17 protein-coding genes are annotated in these 15,914 nt (G+C 58.4%); 7 read left to right on the forward strand and 10 right to left on the reverse strand.

All coding sequences use genetic code 11. From position 1 onward, the window contains the following. The first annotated feature begins 6 nt into the window (after positions 1-6). From G7076_RS04560 to G7076_RS04570, 3 genes are read left to right on the forward strand one after another with little or no spacing between them, the layout of a single operon-like run. A complete protein-coding gene (locus tag G7076_RS04560) occupies positions 7-1,692 on the forward strand; it encodes an ABC transporter ATP-binding protein (RefSeq protein ID WP_166200788.1) in 1,686 nt (561 codons plus the stop codon). Further along, the gene (locus G7076_RS04565) at positions 1,689-2,648 is read left to right on the forward strand and encodes a glycosyltransferase family 2 protein (RefSeq protein ID WP_166200790.1); all 960 of its coding nucleotides are present in this window, start codon (positions 1,689-1,691) and stop codon (positions 2,646-2,648) included. The genes G7076_RS04560 and G7076_RS04565 overlap by 4 nt, the downstream gene beginning before the upstream one ends. 13 nt (positions 2,649-2,661) lie before the next feature. Further along, positions 2,662-3,420 carry a methyltransferase domain-containing protein gene (locus G7076_RS04570; RefSeq protein WP_166200792.1) on the forward strand — a complete coding sequence of 253 codons (759 nt, stop codon included), beginning with the start codon at positions 2,662-2,664 and terminating at the stop codon, positions 3,418-3,420. Positions 3,421-3,542: 122 nt separating this feature from the next. Here G7076_RS04570 and G7076_RS12380 read toward each other — a convergent pair whose 3' ends face one another. Next, positions 3,543-3,989 (reverse strand): hypothetical protein, encoded by a 447-nt coding sequence (locus G7076_RS12380; protein WP_240913872.1) that lies wholly within the window; start codon positions 3,987-3,989, stop codon positions 3,543-3,545. A gap of 93 nt (positions 3,990-4,082) precedes the next feature. On the opposite strand from G7076_RS12380, the gene G7076_RS12385 reads away from it, so the two are divergent. The 3 genes from G7076_RS12385 (at position 4,083) to G7076_RS04585 (ending at position 6,321) form a co-directional block, all read left to right on the forward strand. Then, positions 4,083-4,364: a hypothetical protein gene (locus G7076_RS12385; protein ID WP_240913873.1), complete on the forward strand. Its 282-nt coding sequence runs from the start codon at positions 4,083-4,085 to the stop codon at positions 4,362-4,364. A gap of 226 nt (positions 4,365-4,590) precedes the next feature. Further along, positions 4,591-5,505, forward strand: coding sequence for an acyltransferase (locus G7076_RS04580; RefSeq protein ID WP_166200796.1), 915 nt, complete (start codon positions 4,591-4,593; stop codon positions 5,503-5,505). A gap of 63 nt (positions 5,506-5,568) precedes the next feature. Beyond that, entirely contained in the window at positions 5,569-6,321 is a 753-nt protein-coding gene (locus G7076_RS04585; protein ID WP_166200798.1) for an FkbM family methyltransferase, read from the forward strand. Positions 6,322-6,885: 564 nt separating this feature from the next. On the opposite strand, the gene G7076_RS04590 is transcribed toward G7076_RS04585, so the two are convergent. The 4 genes from G7076_RS04590 to G7076_RS04605 all read right to left on the reverse strand — a co-directional run bounded on the left by G7076_RS04590 (position 6,886) and on the right by G7076_RS04605 (position 11,726). Then, positions 6,886-9,006 carry a polysaccharide biosynthesis tyrosine autokinase gene (locus G7076_RS04590; protein WP_166200800.1) on the reverse strand — a complete coding sequence of 707 codons (2,121 nt, stop codon included), beginning with the start codon at positions 9,004-9,006 and terminating at the stop codon, positions 6,886-6,888. Positions 9,007-9,095: 89 nt separating this feature from the next. After that, positions 9,096-9,755 (reverse strand): polysaccharide biosynthesis/export family protein, encoded by a 660-nt coding sequence (locus tag G7076_RS04595; protein ID WP_166200802.1) that lies wholly within the window; start codon positions 9,753-9,755, stop codon positions 9,096-9,098. A gap of 253 nt (positions 9,756-10,008) precedes the next feature. Beyond that, positions 10,009-10,629, reverse strand: a complete 621-nt coding sequence (locus G7076_RS04600; protein WP_346774102.1) for a metallophosphoesterase — start codon at positions 10,627-10,629, stop codon at positions 10,009-10,011. Next, positions 10,626-11,726 carry a glycosyltransferase family 4 protein gene (locus tag G7076_RS04605; protein ID WP_166200804.1) on the reverse strand — a complete coding sequence of 367 codons (1,101 nt, stop codon included), beginning with the start codon at positions 11,724-11,726 and terminating at the stop codon, positions 10,626-10,628. The genes G7076_RS04600 and G7076_RS04605 overlap by 4 nt, the downstream gene beginning before the upstream one ends. A gap of 178 nt (positions 11,727-11,904) precedes the next feature. On the opposite strand from G7076_RS04605, the gene G7076_RS04610 reads away from it, so the two are divergent. Then, on the forward strand, positions 11,905-12,321 hold the full coding sequence (locus G7076_RS04610; protein WP_166200806.1) for a hypothetical protein: 417 nt from the start codon (positions 11,905-11,907) through the stop codon (positions 12,319-12,321). A 73-nt stretch (positions 12,322-12,394) separates the two neighbouring features. Here the strand turns inward: G7076_RS04610 and G7076_RS04615 are convergent, their stop codons facing one another. From G7076_RS04615 to G7076_RS04635, 5 genes are all read right to left on the reverse strand, one after another. Beyond that, the gene (locus tag G7076_RS04615; protein WP_166200808.1) at positions 12,395-12,781 is read right to left on the reverse strand and encodes a hypothetical protein; all 387 of its coding nucleotides are present in this window, start codon (positions 12,779-12,781) and stop codon (positions 12,395-12,397) included. A gap of 127 nt (positions 12,782-12,908) precedes the next feature. Then, positions 12,909-13,445, reverse strand: coding sequence for an O-antigen ligase family protein (locus G7076_RS04620; RefSeq protein WP_166200810.1), 537 nt, complete (start codon positions 13,443-13,445; stop codon positions 12,909-12,911). 8 nt (positions 13,446-13,453) lie between these two features. After that, a complete protein-coding gene (locus G7076_RS04625; protein WP_166200812.1) occupies positions 13,454-13,969 on the reverse strand; it encodes a hypothetical protein in 516 nt (171 codons plus the stop codon). Between the two features lie 280 nt (positions 13,970-14,249). Next, complete coding sequence (locus G7076_RS04630) at positions 14,250-14,891, reverse strand: hypothetical protein (RefSeq protein WP_166200814.1); 642 nt, start codon at positions 14,889-14,891, stop codon at positions 14,250-14,252. 616 nt (positions 14,892-15,507) lie between these two features. Further along, complete coding sequence (locus G7076_RS04635; protein ID WP_166200816.1) at positions 15,508-15,867, reverse strand: hypothetical protein; 360 nt, start codon at positions 15,865-15,867, stop codon at positions 15,508-15,510. Positions 15,868-15,914: the final 47 nt, after the last annotated feature.

The following is a 15,914-nucleotide window of genomic DNA, read 5'->3' on the forward strand; positions in this document are numbered from 1 at the left end:
TGGGTTGTGGTCGTTCTACTTTTCGTCAGTGCGTTTGCCGAAACTATTTCCATTGGTGCTATTCTGCCTTTCCTTGCGGTGCTGACCAATCCGGCCAGCCTCGGAGGGATTCCGCTTCTCGGTCCGTGGGCGACGACTCTTCGACCGGGAGCCCAATTGATAGCGATCACAGCTATTGCCTTCATCGCGTTGGCAATGATTAGCGGTCTGATGAGGCTGGCCCTCGCGCGATCGAGCCAGGCGCTCGCCTTCAATGTGTCGTTCGATTTGGCCAATACCGCCTTCGCCAAAGTCCTTCGCCAAGAGTATTCTTATTATGTTGGTTTACATTCGGCTGATCTGATCACGCGCTTTGAAAAGTTGCATCACCTGACTTTTTCGGTGTTAATTTCTGCTATTCAGGCTGTCGTCGCGACTTTTCTTGGCGTGATGATCATCATTCTCCTGCTCTTGGTCAGTCCGGTAGTTGCCCTGGTCGCCGGCGGGGTGCTCGTTGGGCTTTACGTTGTGATGAGCGCTATCGCCCGACCGAGGTTGGTTTCGGCGGGTGAGGATGTAACGTACCACTGGACCCGTAAGATGAAGGTGCTCCAGGAAGGACTGGGAGGTATTCGCGATACACTCCTTGATCGGTCACAGCCTGCATATGAACGTTCGTTCCGCCACAGCGGCGATATCATGCGCCGTTCCTTCATCACCAGCGCTTTCCTTTCTCAGGCGCCGCGCATCCTAATCGAGACGATAGGCATCGTTGCGATTGGTGCCTATGTTTGGACACTTGCCGGCCGTCCCGGCGGGATCGCCGCCGCGCTCCCTACGCTTGGCGCCCTCGCGCTTGGCGCTCAGAGGCTGCTGCCGCAGCTCCAGATTGCCTACAACGGCTGGACCGCGGTTATCGGCAATGCGCCGGGCCTAGCAGAGATTGCCGAGCTTTTGGTACTCGAGGATCGGTTGCCGCCCCTCCCGAGTGGTGAGATTGCGTGCTTCACCGACCAGGTACTGTTCGATAATGTTTCCTTCGCCTATCCCGACGGCACTGCAGTGTTGAGGGACGTCAATTTCACAATCCGCCACGGCGAACGCATCGGTATCGCCGGCCCGACCGGTTCGGGAAAAAGTACGTTGATGGACCTTCTGCTTGGGCTGCTCGATCCAAGCGACGGCCGAATCTTATTCGATGGTCAGCCAATGACTGGGCCCCATCGGGCGTCGTGGCAGGCCCAAGTCGCCCATGTTCCGCAGTCGATCTACCTCACGGACGATTCTTTAGCTTCAAACATCGCCTTCGGAATATCGGAAGAAGACCGCGACATGGACTGCGTTAGGGAAGCCGCGCGCCAAGCGGGGATTGCAGATTTTATCGACGGGCTCCCCGACGGCTACGACACGCAGGCCGGAGAAAGGGGCGTTCGTCTTTCGGGTGGCCAGCGCCAGCGGATTGGAATTGCCCGAGCCCTCTACCGCCGCCCGCGTATCCTCGTTCTCGACGAAGCGACCAGTGCGCTCGACAATGCCACCGAGTCCGCGGTGATGGCGTCGATCGAGGCGCTTGGTGACGATATCACGGTTGTAATGATCGCGCATCGCCTGACGACGCTCGAAAAGTGCGGTCGGATTTTATTGGTGGACAAAGGGTTGGTGAGCGAGGCCTCGGCGACCGTCTCGCACGAAAGTGGGAGATCTTCGAGATGAAGAACGCCAGCTTTACAATCGTCATCTGCACCTGGAATCGTGCAGAATCGCTTCGTCGAACGCTCGACTCCCTTTCCTCGATGACAGTTCCTCAGGATTTGAATTGGTCGATTTTTGTGGTCGACAATGGATCGAGCGACTCTACGCAGGATGTCATCGCGTGCTTCGCCGAAAAGCTTCCGATTCGGACGGTGGTGGAACGAAGTCCCGGCCTGTCAAACGCCCGCAATACAGCTCTCGAGCACGTCAACAGCGACTATGTAATCTGGACAGACGATGACGTCATCGTCGATCGCGCCTTTCTTCAGGCCTACGTCGCTGCGGCGCGCGAATATTGGGACACCGATCTGTTCGGCGGAGCTATCCTTCCGTGCTTCGAGGGCGGAGCGCCTCGCTGGCTTGAACGCGGGGTTGGCGATGTCCCGGCCATTGCTGCCATGCATGTGGTAAAGGATCCGGCGCAGATCGGGCCAACGATCGTCGCTGGTCGCAGGGAGACTTACCCCTACGGAGCGAACATGATGTTCCGAAGGTCTTCGCTTCGAAACCTACGTTTCGATCCCAGTCTCGGTCGGATCGGTAATGATCTCCTCCATGGCGAAGAGACGGAAATCATGGACCGCGTCCTTGACGCCAGTTCGTCGGAGGGCCGATTCGTACCCGGCGCGATCGTTCATCACTGCATTCCTCGCGATCGCCAGACCCTAGCCTTCGTTCGGGATCACGCGGTCGGAACCGGACGAACCGCGGTCAAACGCGGCAACCCAGATGGAAGCGGCTTAGGGGTGATGGGGATCCCCTTTTGGCTGATCGCTAGCCGGGTTCGGAATGCGGTGAAGGCGCAGTTAAAGAGATTTTCTGGGCGTCCGGACTGGCTCGATAATTACATTGATGGCGCAGCCAATGCGGGCGCGATGCGCGAGCTTCTTGCACGGCGGCAATCGTCGAAGGGATAAAGGAGTGATAAACTTGGACACCAGAGCCGCGGGGGAAGAGGTCGATTACGACCATTCGCTCAACCTCCATACGATTGCTGGCGCGCGAAAGGCGCTGTCGATGCTTTTTCCCGACGGCGTTCCGAGACTGATTCTCGATGTCGGTTGCGGCACTGGAACATGGCTTCGCTCCGCGCTCGATCTAGGCGCGACCGAAGTGATGGGAGTCGATGGGGTCACGGTTCCAAATGGGCGGCTCCATATCGACCGCTCACTGGTTCGACAGGTCAACCTTGAACAACCGCTCGATCTTAAGAAGCGATTTGACCTCGTCATATCGCTCGAAGTTGCGGAGCATTTGGCCAAACAGTTCGCCCCGCGATTCGTGGAATCGCTAGTCCGCCATGGCGATAAAATCCTGTTCGCGGCCGCAGCGCCCAACCAAGATGGTATGCATCACGTGAACTGCCAATGGCCGGCATACTGGCAGGCACTCTTCAATAACCATGGATTTGCCTGCGTCGATGCGCCGCGCTGGACTATCTGGAACGAAAGTGAAATCGAGCCCTGGTATCGCCAGAACCTCATTCTCGCGAGGCGGGACGACGCCGCAGGCAGCGAGCCGCGCATCAATCCAGTCATACATCCCGACGCGCTAGAATGCTTTGCACACATCCACACGGAGCGCATTCGCGAGCAAATCGAAGAGGGGTCGCAGCCCTTCAACTGGTATGCGCGGACCACGATGCGCGTGATTTTGTCCCGCCTTAAGGCCAAAGTCCGTAGCCAGTGACTGGTCCGCGAGTCTCGGTGGTAATGGCGGCCCGAAATGCCATGCCCTTTCTCGCCGAGGGTGTGCAATCGATCCTTGATCAGACGCTCGCCGACTGGGAATTGCTAATAGGGGACGACTGCTCAACCGACGGAACTTCCGACTTCATTGCAACGCTTCCGACTGACCCCCGAATTCGCTACTTTCGTAACACCCCGGCGCTTGGGCTTATCGGCAATAAGAATATGCTGATTGCACAGGCGAGGGGAGAGTTTGTAACCCAGCAGGATGCTGACGACCGCTGCGCTCGTGACCGGCTCGAACGTCAGGTTGCAGTGTTCGACGCTGATCCCGATTGCGGCATCGTCGGCTGCGGTTTGAAGCTTATCGACCGGGATGGACGGTGCATAGGGCTTCGGTCCCCGGCCAGTGATCTTTTGATCGAGCCTGGAGCACAATCCGCTTATGAATTCTGGTTCGCGCCAATGATGGTGCGGCGTTCGCTCTTTTGCCAAGTCGGAATGCTCAATAGTTGGTTTGATGGATCTTTCGGCGAAGACTTCTACTGGGCGTTGCTCGCCAGTGAACACGCTAAGGTCCGGGTCATTTCTGACCCTCTCTACGATTATCGCCAACACCAAGGATCAGTTACTACCTCCGTTGCCAAGCCAAGCAACCTAGTCATGACTAGGATACTCGAAATCCTTGCAGCGCAACGTAGGGCGACCGGCTCGGACGATCTTGCCGAGAAACGTTTTGAGACTCTAGTCGCCCTCGAGCGAGATTTTGCTACCGATCGCAGGTACATAGGCGAGATGCTTCGGGTCCAGGCTGCGCGTGCGATCGACCATGGAGAACTCGCCACTTCTCGAACCCTGCTCGCCCGGTCGCTTCGGCTTCACCCGCTCAACCTGTTGGCATGGCGAACGGTCGCTTATTACATTAGGCGTCGTACGGACGCATGAGCTAATTACGGCACTCGATAACGTGATCCTTCGTCCTGCCGATTTTGCCGGTAGCAGTCTCGTCGAAATCTTGGAATTGAACCTCGTCCCGCCGATCTTTCTCGCGGCCGGCGGATGTCTCAGGAGTTTGGCTGGCGAAGGCCGCGCGTTTAAGCAATGGGAGAGGCTGTTCAATTTTTAGAGTACAGCTATAGACCTTCGCCATGTTGCGTTGTCTCACCCGGCAATGAGCCCAGCCGCGGCACAAATTAAATGCCTTCAGGCTGGGCGCGCCATCGCCGCACTTGCCGTCGTGCTGCACCACGCTCAGTTGGCCGCGCGGGACTTTGGGGCCGTAAACATACCGATGCTCGAGCATGGCTATCTCGGCGTCGACTTTTTCTTCGTGCTATCGGGCTTCATTATCGCGCATTCGGTGAGCGGGAAGACGCTTGGGGAATATGTCTGGCATCGATTCCGCCGCGTCTTTCTGCCATATTTACCCGTAGGTGTCGCCTTTGCCCTGCTATACACGGCACTTCCGTCAGTCTCCGCTGGCGACCGCACATGGTCATGGCTCGCGACGCTCACCCTTTTGCCGATCGGTGATCCGGCCTTGTCGGTGGCATGGACTCTGCAGCACGAAGTTGTTTTCTACGCCGTTTTTGCTGCGATGTTGGTTACGCGAAACAATTGGCTGCTCATCATCTGGGCCGCAGCGATCATCCTTGCCCCAACTGAATGGCTGCCCTTCAGAAGTATAAATCTTGAGTTTCTGTTTGGGGTCATATGTCATCGTTGGCAGCGAAACTGGGCAATTTTCCCCCTAGCTATCTTGCCGTTTAGTTTATGGCTCTACCTTGGTGCCCCAAGGGAAGCGTCATGGCTCTTCGGAGCGTCGCTCGCTTTAGTATTGCCCGCTTTGCTAACAGCAGAGCGCGGGGGAATGCGGATACCGCGATGGCTCGTATGGACTGGAGGAGCGTCCTATTCGATCTATCTTGCACATGGCCTAGCGATCAGTGTTGTGGCCCGGATTTATCCCGCCCTTCCGGCACTGGTGCTCGCCGGGACGTTGACAGGCATTGCCTACTTCCTGTTGGTCGAGCGCCCGTTGCTAAGTTTGATTCCGAAATCCCCACCGAGTTCATTCTTACGTTAAATTGCCGACGGATCAGGTCGGGGAGGCCTTGATGCGCGCGACGTCAAGTTTTACTCTGGCCCAATGAATGTCTCGGCGTTTGCGTGGCAATCAATCGAACGCCTGCGCCGTGTATCCCCGTCTCTTGCCGTCCTAGCTGCCAACCTCGCTGGCGGCGGCCGCTCGTTCCATGTCGACGCGGATGGTGACTGGATTGCTCGCCAAGATGGAGTGACAATCGCGTCACCCGATACGGTCGCCAAGCGCCTGTCCTTCATGGAGGCCGAAGTTGCGGATTACTTCCTGCCGTTCTACCAGCCCAAGGCAGATGATGTCGTCGTTGATGTAGGAGCGGGCATTGGCGAGGAAGCGGTAGTTATCTCCCACAAAGTCAAACGTTATATTGCCATCGAAGCCAGCCCGAGGACGTACCGCTGCCTGTCCAAGACAATTGCCCTTAGCGGTTTACCCGCTGAACCCATCCACTGCGCCATTGGTGACATGAATGGCACAACTACTATCGAGACGACCGCCAATCACCTTGGCAACTCCATCGGCCGTGGAGACGCCGTTGTCGAAATGCGCTCACTGTCCTCGCTTTGTGCCGACCTTGGCATCAAGAGGATCGACTTTCTCAAGATGAATATCGAGGGAGCAGAACAATTGGCGGTCAAGGGCCTAGGTGCTCTCGACGTTCGTAACGCGGCAATTTCGTGTCACGACTTTATCAACATGGAAACCAAGCAGGCCGTCAAAGCAGCCATGTGTGACTTTCGTCAGTTGCCTCGCCGTCACCACCTGCCGTGGATCAACGATACACTGTATTTTACTCGCTGATTAGCGGACGAACTTTCCGCTGCAGTAAACTCCGCGAGCTAAGCTCACTATAGCGAAGTTAAGGTTCCACTCCACCCTTGTCGCGCTGCTTTCCGTCCACCAATTCGACATACGCAGCGAAGCAAAGCCGGTCCGGCGGGAAGCGCGTCATTACTTCGCGAGCGCGGGCTCGCGTTAGGATGCTCGCCCTGGTCTCAGCGCCGGCGATGGCGAGTGGGCAGCGAAGATGTCCGGCATAGATGCCGCCACTCAGAGCGCCGCCCAAAACAAGACTCGAAACGACGGAGCCGAAACAGGCTTCTCGTTCGATCGGACAAGGAGTTGCCGATTTTCCTGTAAAGGAGAGACTGGTTTTCATCACAGAGGGGATCCGCCGCCGGGCTCCGAAATCAGCCAGCTGAGCGTTGCAGGCTCAAAAATTGAAGACGACGTACACCTATTTTCCAAATGACCGGCAAGCAGTATTCTCAAACTCACGGGAGACATCGGCTTCACACCTCTACAGCCGGTTTGGGTCATCCTTGCTTCACTATCTGTAAACCAGATTCATCGAGGCAGAGCGGACTAGCTGTTCGACTGCTGGGTAATCAAAATCAGATCATCGCGGTTATCACCAATCGAACTATAACGATAACTATAGCCGTAGCTGCTTGCCTCTTCCGTGGACTTCGTCAGCACAACACCGAGAATATTCGCTCCCGCAGAACTGAGGCGATGAATCACTTCCTTTGCAGCCTTAGTCCGCGTGCGCCCGGACTCGACGACCAGCGCCACGTGCTCGGCCGCACTCGCGAGAAGGACGGCGTCCGCCAGCCCGAGCATTGGAGGGCCGTCGATGATGATACGGTCAAACTCGCGCCCCGCTTCTACGAGGATTTTGGCGAAGCGCGGCGAAGACAACAAATCCGCAGGATTGGGGGGCGTCGGTCCGCAGGGAAGCAGCCAAAGATTTTCGAACTGTGTCTCGTGTAAATGTCCGCGAATTGATTCCTCGTTCGTGAGGAGTTTTGTCAGACCGCGTCCGGACGACTGCGTCTTGAAAATTGGACGACGGAGATCGGCGTCGATCAGAAGGACTTTTTCTCCGCGACGTGCGAGATTTTGGGCAATCGCAAATGCGCTTGACGATTTCCCTTCCGCCGGCGTTGTACTCGTCAGCAACAGTGTGCGCGGCGTACCGTGGTCAGTCGAGAAGCGCAGTGCCGCAAGGACCGCGGAATAGGCTTCGGCGATCCCAGAAGCTTCGTCGGCAAGATCACTGACGATTGAGCCATCCCCTTTTCGTTTGGGGATAACGCCAAGGCAGGAGAGGCCGAGTCTCGTGCGGACATCTTCCCGCGTTTTTAGAACGTCATGGAGCAGGTCGAGAAGGACCGCCAACGCAATGCCGGCGAGAAGTCCCAAGCCTATTCCGGCGAGGAGGTTCAGAAGCGGGTTGGGCTTGAATGGGCCTCCAGGAACCTGGGCGCGGTCAACGATCGATACTGGAGAATCGCCGATGCCGCCCGCGACACCGACCTCCTTATACCGCTGCAAGAGAGCGTCATAGAGACTGCGGTTGGTGTCCACGTCGCGCTGCAGAATGTTGTACTGGATACTGCGGCCCCGAAGGTCTAGCACCGAGCCCCGAAGCTGATTGACCCGCGAGCGAAGGGCGTTCTCGGAAGCGACGGCGGCACGGTACGCTGCGAGGAGGGTGGTTGCCTGACCACCAGCAACGCGGGACTGTTCAGCCGAAATCTGACGATTCAGCTCGTCAATCCGCGACTTTAACGCCACCATATCCGGGTGCTCTGGCTTCAGGAGGGTGCGCTTTTCCTGGTACTCTGCTTCCAGCGCGGCGAGAGTTCCCCTAAGTGCCGATGTGCTTTGCGTCGCTTCGGCGGACCCACCGGCGAGCCGAGCTTGCTGATAGGCGCCCTGAGCCGCGATGCGGCGTGCAGTCGCTTCAGCCAAGGCGGAATTCAACGCGACCAGGGACGCGCCCTGAAGAGAGTTGGCATCGCTGTTTGAGTTCGTATCTTCACCCGATGCCGTGTTGATAATGCCTTGTGACTGCGCGTAGCTGACAAGCGCGCGCTCCGATTTCTCAAGCTCACCACGGGTCTTGTTTAGTTGTCGCTGCAGGAACTCACGGGCGTAGTTCGAGGCATCGTAGCGCCGCTGGAGATTGGAATCGATAAAAGCATCAGCGATACCGTTGGCCACCATGGCCGCGATCTGCGGATCGTCGGCGGTAAAGGTGTAATTGATGAGCTGCCCTTCCTTGGGCATCTCAACTCCTATTCCACCAGCGACCTTCGCGCCGGCCGCCTTCAGTCGGCTTTCCGGATCACCGCTTTGGTCAACAAAGGCGGCGTTTGCCGCCAGGTTCAGGTCCTGGGCAACGCGCTCGCCAAGGCTCTGGCTCTTGAGCAAGCCGACCTGCGTAGCGATGAAGTCCCAGGTGCCGACCTGCTGCGCGCCAGTTGAACGTTCTTCGTCCTCAAGGACTTCCACCCGCGGCGGATTTACCTCGAGCACGGCTCCCGCCCGATAGAGCGGCTTCGTCAGCAGTGTGTACAGGATCGCGAGAGCAGCGCCGGCTAAGACCGCCGCGAGGATGAGCTTCCATCGCTCTCGAACGATCCGGATGAGGTTGGCCAAGTCCAGGCCGCTTTCCTGAGCCTGCTCGTTAAAATGCATTCCTTGGCCCCTGACGGGCCCAAAGGGCTCAGGCATCGAGGGCCGTTCGTAATTCGCGGGGAGGTTGGTGTTCACAAAATGATGTCCGCTTAGAAGGGTCGGAAGATCGAGAACAACGGCAAGCTATTGAGGATCTGTTTTTGCAGGGCCTTGATGCCACTTCCGTCGACGATGATGATGTCCCCGGCATAGACCCTCGGGTCTGCAGCCTCTCCGCGCCGGATCGCAGTCAGGTCGAATGCTGCCGCCTGCCGCTGGCCATTGATTTGCCGGAAGATTGCCACCCGCCGAGGATTGGCCTGCTCGGTTACACCGCCAGCTTGGGCAACGGCCTGCATGAGCGTTGTTGCTGCTCCCGCAGGCACCGAGCCTGGTTTGCCGACCGAGCCGTCGAGAGTGATGCTGGCCCTTGTCGAAGACTTCACGCCGACACTGATGTCGGGATTCTGGAGATATCGCTCGCCGTACCTGGCTTTCAGGCTACGGCCGAGCTCGGCCGTCGTAAGATCCACGGCCTTCACATTGCCCACCAGTGGCATCGAGATCTGCCCGGTCAAATCGACATCATAATCGCCTGAGAGATCCGGCATCTTGAATACTTTCACCGTCAGCGTGTCCAACGGAGCGATGCGGTAATCTTCCGCAAGGGTAAGTGGCTGCGGGCGGTCCGGCGTGCCGAAATCCGATACGTTGTAGGGTATCGGCCCGCCGCGCCTGTCAGCGCAGGATGCCAGCAGAACTAAGGCCACGAGGAGTGATACGCGCGTTACAGACATAGATCTCATCCAACTCATGAGCCATGCGACGCGAACGCGCCGGCGGGGCTGTTAGCATTGCCCGATCGATGTGACCACATCTCGGAATTCGTTGTCTGGATTGTCCAGCGATCGCTTCTACGAAGGCCCAGGGCCGTGAGTGTTCCACTCTTGTAAGCGCCGGTGTCGATCCCAATCCGGTAAGGTTGCTCGTCAACTTCCTGCGTGATCGTATGACCGTGAACGATCATGGCGTCGTGCGGTCCGTCGTGTTGAAGGAAAGGCCCCGGATCCATCGTAAGTCGGTAATGGCCTGCTGGTCGAGGGGTATGCCTGGGCGCACGCCGGCGTGCACGAAACAATAGTCGCCAATCCGGAAGCTGTCGTGGAAGCTTCTCAGGAATTCGACGTGTTCGGCGGGGATGGCCGAGCGGATCTGTTCGATGGCCCGCAAGGCGGGCAGGCGGCGCAGCTCCTTGCCATCCAGGCCGTAGCTTTCGGCGCAAGTGTCGCCGCCAACTCTGAGCCAGGTACCGAGGATTCCAGTATCCCCCTCAATGACGCGAAGGAGTGCCTCCTCGTGATTGCCCATAAGAAATACGCAGTGGGTATTCTCGCGCCGATAGCCAGCCAAACGCTCGACCACTGCGCGCGAGGCAGGTCCGCGATCGATGAGATCGCCGAGGAAGACGAGAATGGTCTTCTCATTCCTGGTTGTTGGCTCCGCTTCGATTTGATCGAGGAGTTCGTGGAGCAGGTCGTCTCGACCGTGAATATCGCCGATCGCGTAAACGCGAACGCCCGGCGGGACAGCCGGGACGAATTCAGATCCTTTGCTCTCGAACCAGTATCGGAACAATCGCTTCAAGCCGGCATCTCTCTTAGGTACGCTTCTGTAACAAGACTCTGATCGTATTTCCGTTCCGCCAGTGCGCGGGATTTTGTGCCCATCCGGACCAAATCGTCCCGACTTAGATCAATCATTCGCGCCATGGCATCTGCGAGTGAACGTGATGAGCGAGCCTGGCAGAGGAAACCATTCACACCGTCGGATACCAAGTCCCGGCATCCTGGCACCTCGGAGGCCAGCAGGGGGCGCGCCATCGCGGCGCCTTCAAGGAGGCTGCGAGGCAACCCTTCGCGATAGGACGGCAAAATTAGCGTGTGGGCCTGCGCGATTATTGGACGCACGTCGTTTACGGGCGGGACGTGCTCGACCAAGCCTTCATCGATCCACTTCCGCACCTCAGAAGCTGGAATAGCGCTCGGGTTGTCGGACCCGATCTCGCCGAGCAGGAGAACACGACAAGTTTTGCCTTCGGCCCGAAGTATCCTCGTGGCTTCGACAAGTTCTCTAACGCCCTTGTCGGCGAGTATCCGGCCAATCTGGAGAAACGTGAAGGGTTTGCTGGTTGGTAGCGAAGCGGCCTTAAATGCGTCGAGATCAATACCTGACCCGGCCACCAACCGTGTCTTTTCCAACTCGACCAGCTTCTCGCGGTGGAAGAGTTCGCGGTCATCCTCATTTTGGAAAAAGACGAGCCTCGCGCCCTTCAGGGCGATTCGAAAAAGAAACTTCGTGATCTTCGGCAATATTCCGCCTGACAGGAAGGCCGATCCCAGCCCGCTAACGGTGGGGTAGGCGGGTGTACCCGAGAGCGCCGCCGCCAGGGATCCATAGATGTTCGGCTTGATCGTAAAGGTAAGGACAGCGTCCGGTTTCGCCTTTCGGATAATCCTTCTGAGCCGGACAGCCAAAAGGGCATCCTCAAAGGGATTTTTCCCGGAAGCGCTGAATTCGAGAGGCTCGAAGGCTACACCTTGCTCAACAAGTAGCGTTTCGTACCCGTCACGAGCAGCACTCACGGTCACTTTCCTGCCCGACCGAAGTAATCCATCGAGTATTGGCTTTCGGAAATGGAAAATGTTCCAGGCGCAGTTACTGACGATGAGGACGTGACCCATGGATTCTTGCGTTGTCCTCTTCGGCAGATAGAGTTGCGCGTAGCAACTTATCTGAAAGTTTTCTGCCAATTGCGTGGTGACGCAACCGATGCTAGGGCCATGCGTTCATGGGTCCGGTGGTGTCAAGGACCCGGGGGCACGGGCTTTCGGCCAGCTCCATCAGGGTAGGAGTGCGTGTATGGCGGGCATTGGGAAAAAGATTAGTGGTGCTGCGATAGCCCTTGCGCTGTGCAGCAGTTCCTCTTTCGCGGCAGTGGCGACATCGGCGCCCGCTGCGGTCAATCCATATGCGGTGATCGGTGTTTACGGCTCGCCCGCTGCAGCCCAGGCTCTCTGCGGTAACGCTGCTACGGCTGCTGCTGCCGGCGCCGCTGCGGCCGCTGCCCAGGCACCGGCTGGCTGCGTGCTTCCTGTCGTTGACGCGGCCCCGGTCGTTGCAGACGCTGGCCCGCCGCCGCTTCCTCCTGTCGCAGCTTCTGGCGGCATCGGTATCTGGCCGGTTCTTCTCGCACTTGGTGCGCTGGCCGGCCTAGCACTGCTGATCTCCGGTGATGACGACGATAACAACGACGGCGTTCCGGTCAGCCCAGCCTAAGCGGGATCATCAACGAATGAAAAAGGGCCGCATAAAGCGGCCCTTTTTTTTGTCTTGGTGAGACGCTCAGCCTTTAGCCGCGTTCGCCCGCGTTCTGTGTCTGCGGCTGGTTCACAGCGTTCGCCGTCCAGGTTGACGAGGCGTTGCAGGTGCTCAGCAAGGTTACGGGCTGACCGGCCTGGAAGGCCTGCGTGTACGGCCAGCACTCGGTGGCAGCACCGGTGTTGAGGCAAAGCCGCTGCGCTGTGGACGTCCAGGATGCATTCACGACGTTGCCGTTCGGCGAAACGATGCGTGCCGCACCGCCCTGATCGAAGTAGATCGTGTTGGTGACACCGTTAGTGGTTACCTGGACCGACTGACCGACGATCTCAGCGCCGGGAGGGAGAGGCTGCGCGAACGCGGTGGCAGACGTCCCCACAAGCGCCGCAGCGAACAAAACTCGGTTCATATAACGCATAGTGACCTCCCATTACGGACCTGACGCCGGCCCACGAAAAGCAAACCCTTTTGGCCCGCCTTAGTTTCATCTTCTTATTGCACAACGTCAACTCAATTGCGGTTTTCTCGCCAAATGGCTTTTCTGACTATTTCAGGTCTTCGAACGTGAGGTGCCGCGCCTCGCTTTTTACCGGGGCTCTTAGAGTCCGAGGCCTTGTCACCATCACCGCGAGGCACCATCCAAAGAGACCTGCCAGAGCCGCGGTGCGAAGAGGGAAGTCCACGACGGAGTGGAGGAGCAACGCGCCGCTCGCAATTGTTGCTGCCCGCGCCAACAACGACACCTCCCTGGATATCCAGATTTGAACCGTCTGCCATGTCCACCAGATGAGGAACGCCACCAGTAGAACCGCGCCGGGTATTCCCAATTCGAGGAGCAACTCGAGATAATCGTTGTGTGCGTGGTTCACGAAGGTCCAGTCGACGCGCCCGAGGTCTTCAGACAGTGGGTAGACCATCGGAAAACTGCCAAGGCCGGAGCCTAGTGGCAAAAACTGCCCCGCCAGATGCCAGGTGTTGGCCCACATTTCCTGGCGCGTGGAGATCGACGTCTGTTGTCCGGTGAGAAGTGCGGAATTGGTGTCCAGGAAGGCGACGACCGCCAGCGCGGATACGACGGCCAAGCCGGCAATTAGCCGTCCAAGGCGCACCCGGCCCGGGGCACAAGGAGAAGAAGTGAGACCGCAATGACCGGCACACCAAGCAGGAGAACGGCGAGGGAGCCGTTGGTCACGATGCCCACGCCGAGTGTCACGACGAGAAGGAGAAGGATGATTGCACCGAACGCCCGCTCGTTCTTGTGTGTGAGCGATTGCGCCGTGCTTGCTCCCACGGCCGCAACGAATGGGATAGCGACGAGCAGGAGCGCCCCCATGTGATTGCTGTTTGCGAAGAAGCCGGTTGACGCTCCGAAATTACTGACCGGGTAGAAGTACAGGCCTTCGTTCCCTGCCTTCTGAAGCACGCCGATCAATACGGCAGCCACGGTCACAGCGAACAGGACTGCCAGCATCGCAGCCGGACGCACTCCCGACGAACGTCTAATCAAGGCGTAAAGTGCAGCCGCAGGAAGGAGTGCAAGCAAGGCAGAAATGGTGCCGTTCGGTGAGAGAGAGACCGGAAGCCATGGCAAAGGCACGTCCGCCAAGCGAAACCCCTCAACCACGACATCGCGGCCCGGCAGGCTCGTCCAGATAGCGGGGGGAAGCGGAACGAGCTGCAGGACACTTACGAGGATACCAAGGCCGAAAATCCACTCGATAGACCTGCTGCCCGCCGAGGGGCAGTCTGCGCAGGTCTCGAAAGAACTGTCGCCAGGATCGCAATGCCCATTATCTGAAGAACGAGGTTCGACCACAGTCCCTGGCCGCTGCCTCCCAGCAAGAGGCAAAGCGCAAGAAAGATCGATGCGGCCCACGCCGAAAGGGTCAGTCCCCGAGCCACGAGATTCCGACCTTTCTAATAACGACCGAAGTAGTGGAGGGCACGTCAGCGGGTTTTCCGGCAAGCATTAGCCATTGGCCTTTACAGTTTTGCGGAACGCGGAAGTCACCGCCCGCGCCTAAAGATACCTCAGCTATGGCCTCTCCCTCGTTGCACTTTAGGCGCCAGACGAGGTCATTCGCCTTCGCCCCGCCTTCCACCGAACTGCGAAGTCTGTACCGCCCGGGTGGCAGCAGGATAAGCTGGCGGGCAAATTCTGCGGGCTCGCGAGCGTAGTAGATGACGGCTAGGCCGCCTTCTTTTCGATATTCGACCAAGCCTGCTGCCCCAGGGGTGAGCTGCCAGTTGAATGGCGGCGGGGCATTCCAATCCACAAAGGTCGAGTTTGTGACTGCGCCGCCGTCTTCCGTCGAGCGGGCAAACCGACGCCACAGCTCCTGCGCTTTCTGCAACTCGCCGGCCCGCACATAACCGTCAACCAGGCCCGCTTCCCATGGCCGCTCGCTTGCTCGCTTCGGCGCGAGTGACACCACGATCTGCGCGTATTTTGGATCCGCGGCGAGAAGCGTCAAAACCTGGCTCTGCAGAGCAGAGTCTCTATCCAATACCGACTTCAGCTTGGCCACGGCCCCGGGGCTTTTTGCGTATTCTGCGAGGGCTGGGGCGATGGGGGCCGCCGACTTTGGACTTATGCGCGCGAGGGAGAGCATCTCTTCGAGGCCCTCTTCTACTTTTCCGGCTCTGAGGAGGCTGTCGGCAAGGAGTAACCGCGGCGCGGCGTCCCTTGGGCTGCGCCGGCGAGCGGCGGTGTACAGGGCCTCGGCCTTGATTCTCTCGTCGCTCATTTGCGCCTGCGCTCCGGCGAAAGTCAGCGCAGCCGAAGAGAGTGGCTCTCTAACGAGAAGGCGCTCCGCCGTTGACCGGCCCTCGTCTGAAACGACGCCTCCGCTCTTCGCGAGCTGCGCGGCTTCGAACTCCAATTTTGCCTTTAGAAGGCTAGGATGATCAGACCAGAGGTCCGCAGCCTTCGACAGCGGATGGCGAGCGGGAGCCCGAACGGATTGGTCTCGAAGAGACAGCAGGGCCAGGAAAGCTCCCGCTAGCAAAAGCGGCGTTACGCGGAGGATATTGATCCTCGAACTCGAAGGTTTCGAACGCTCGACCATTCAGCCCTTCATATCGGGATCGATCGAGAGCGCAACGAGCCTGGCCCAAAGTGGCGATTCGTCCCCCAACCGAAAGTCACAGGGGCTCCTGCTTGCGCTCGATCTCTACGCGACTCCATGCGAGCACTATGAGCAGCGCGACCGTCGGGAAAGCCAGCGTGGCCCAGAGATCGAACGCTGCCTCGGCGAATTGCTGCGTTATGTCGGGCCAACGCTCTGTCGCAATGTCGACGACTTCGTTCCAAATCGCGATCGCGAAAACAGCGAGCCATGCGTAAATCCAGTTCCTGCGCGAGATCAGGAAACCCACGACTAGGAACAGCGAGATTCCCACGACAACATGTATCGCCGCGTTATCTAAGGCCAGGCCTTGCTCGATAATGTCCTTTTCATGTCGCCAGGAGGTGGCCGCAAGCCAGAAGGCGTTCTCAAGCATGGAATTAGACTTGGCCAGGCCGGACCGAGATTCAAGGCTCCTTCCGA

Source organism: Sphingomonas sp. HDW15A (assembly GCF_011301715.1).
Taxonomy (GTDB): domain Bacteria; phylum Pseudomonadota; class Alphaproteobacteria; order Sphingomonadales; family Sphingomonadaceae; genus Sphingomicrobium.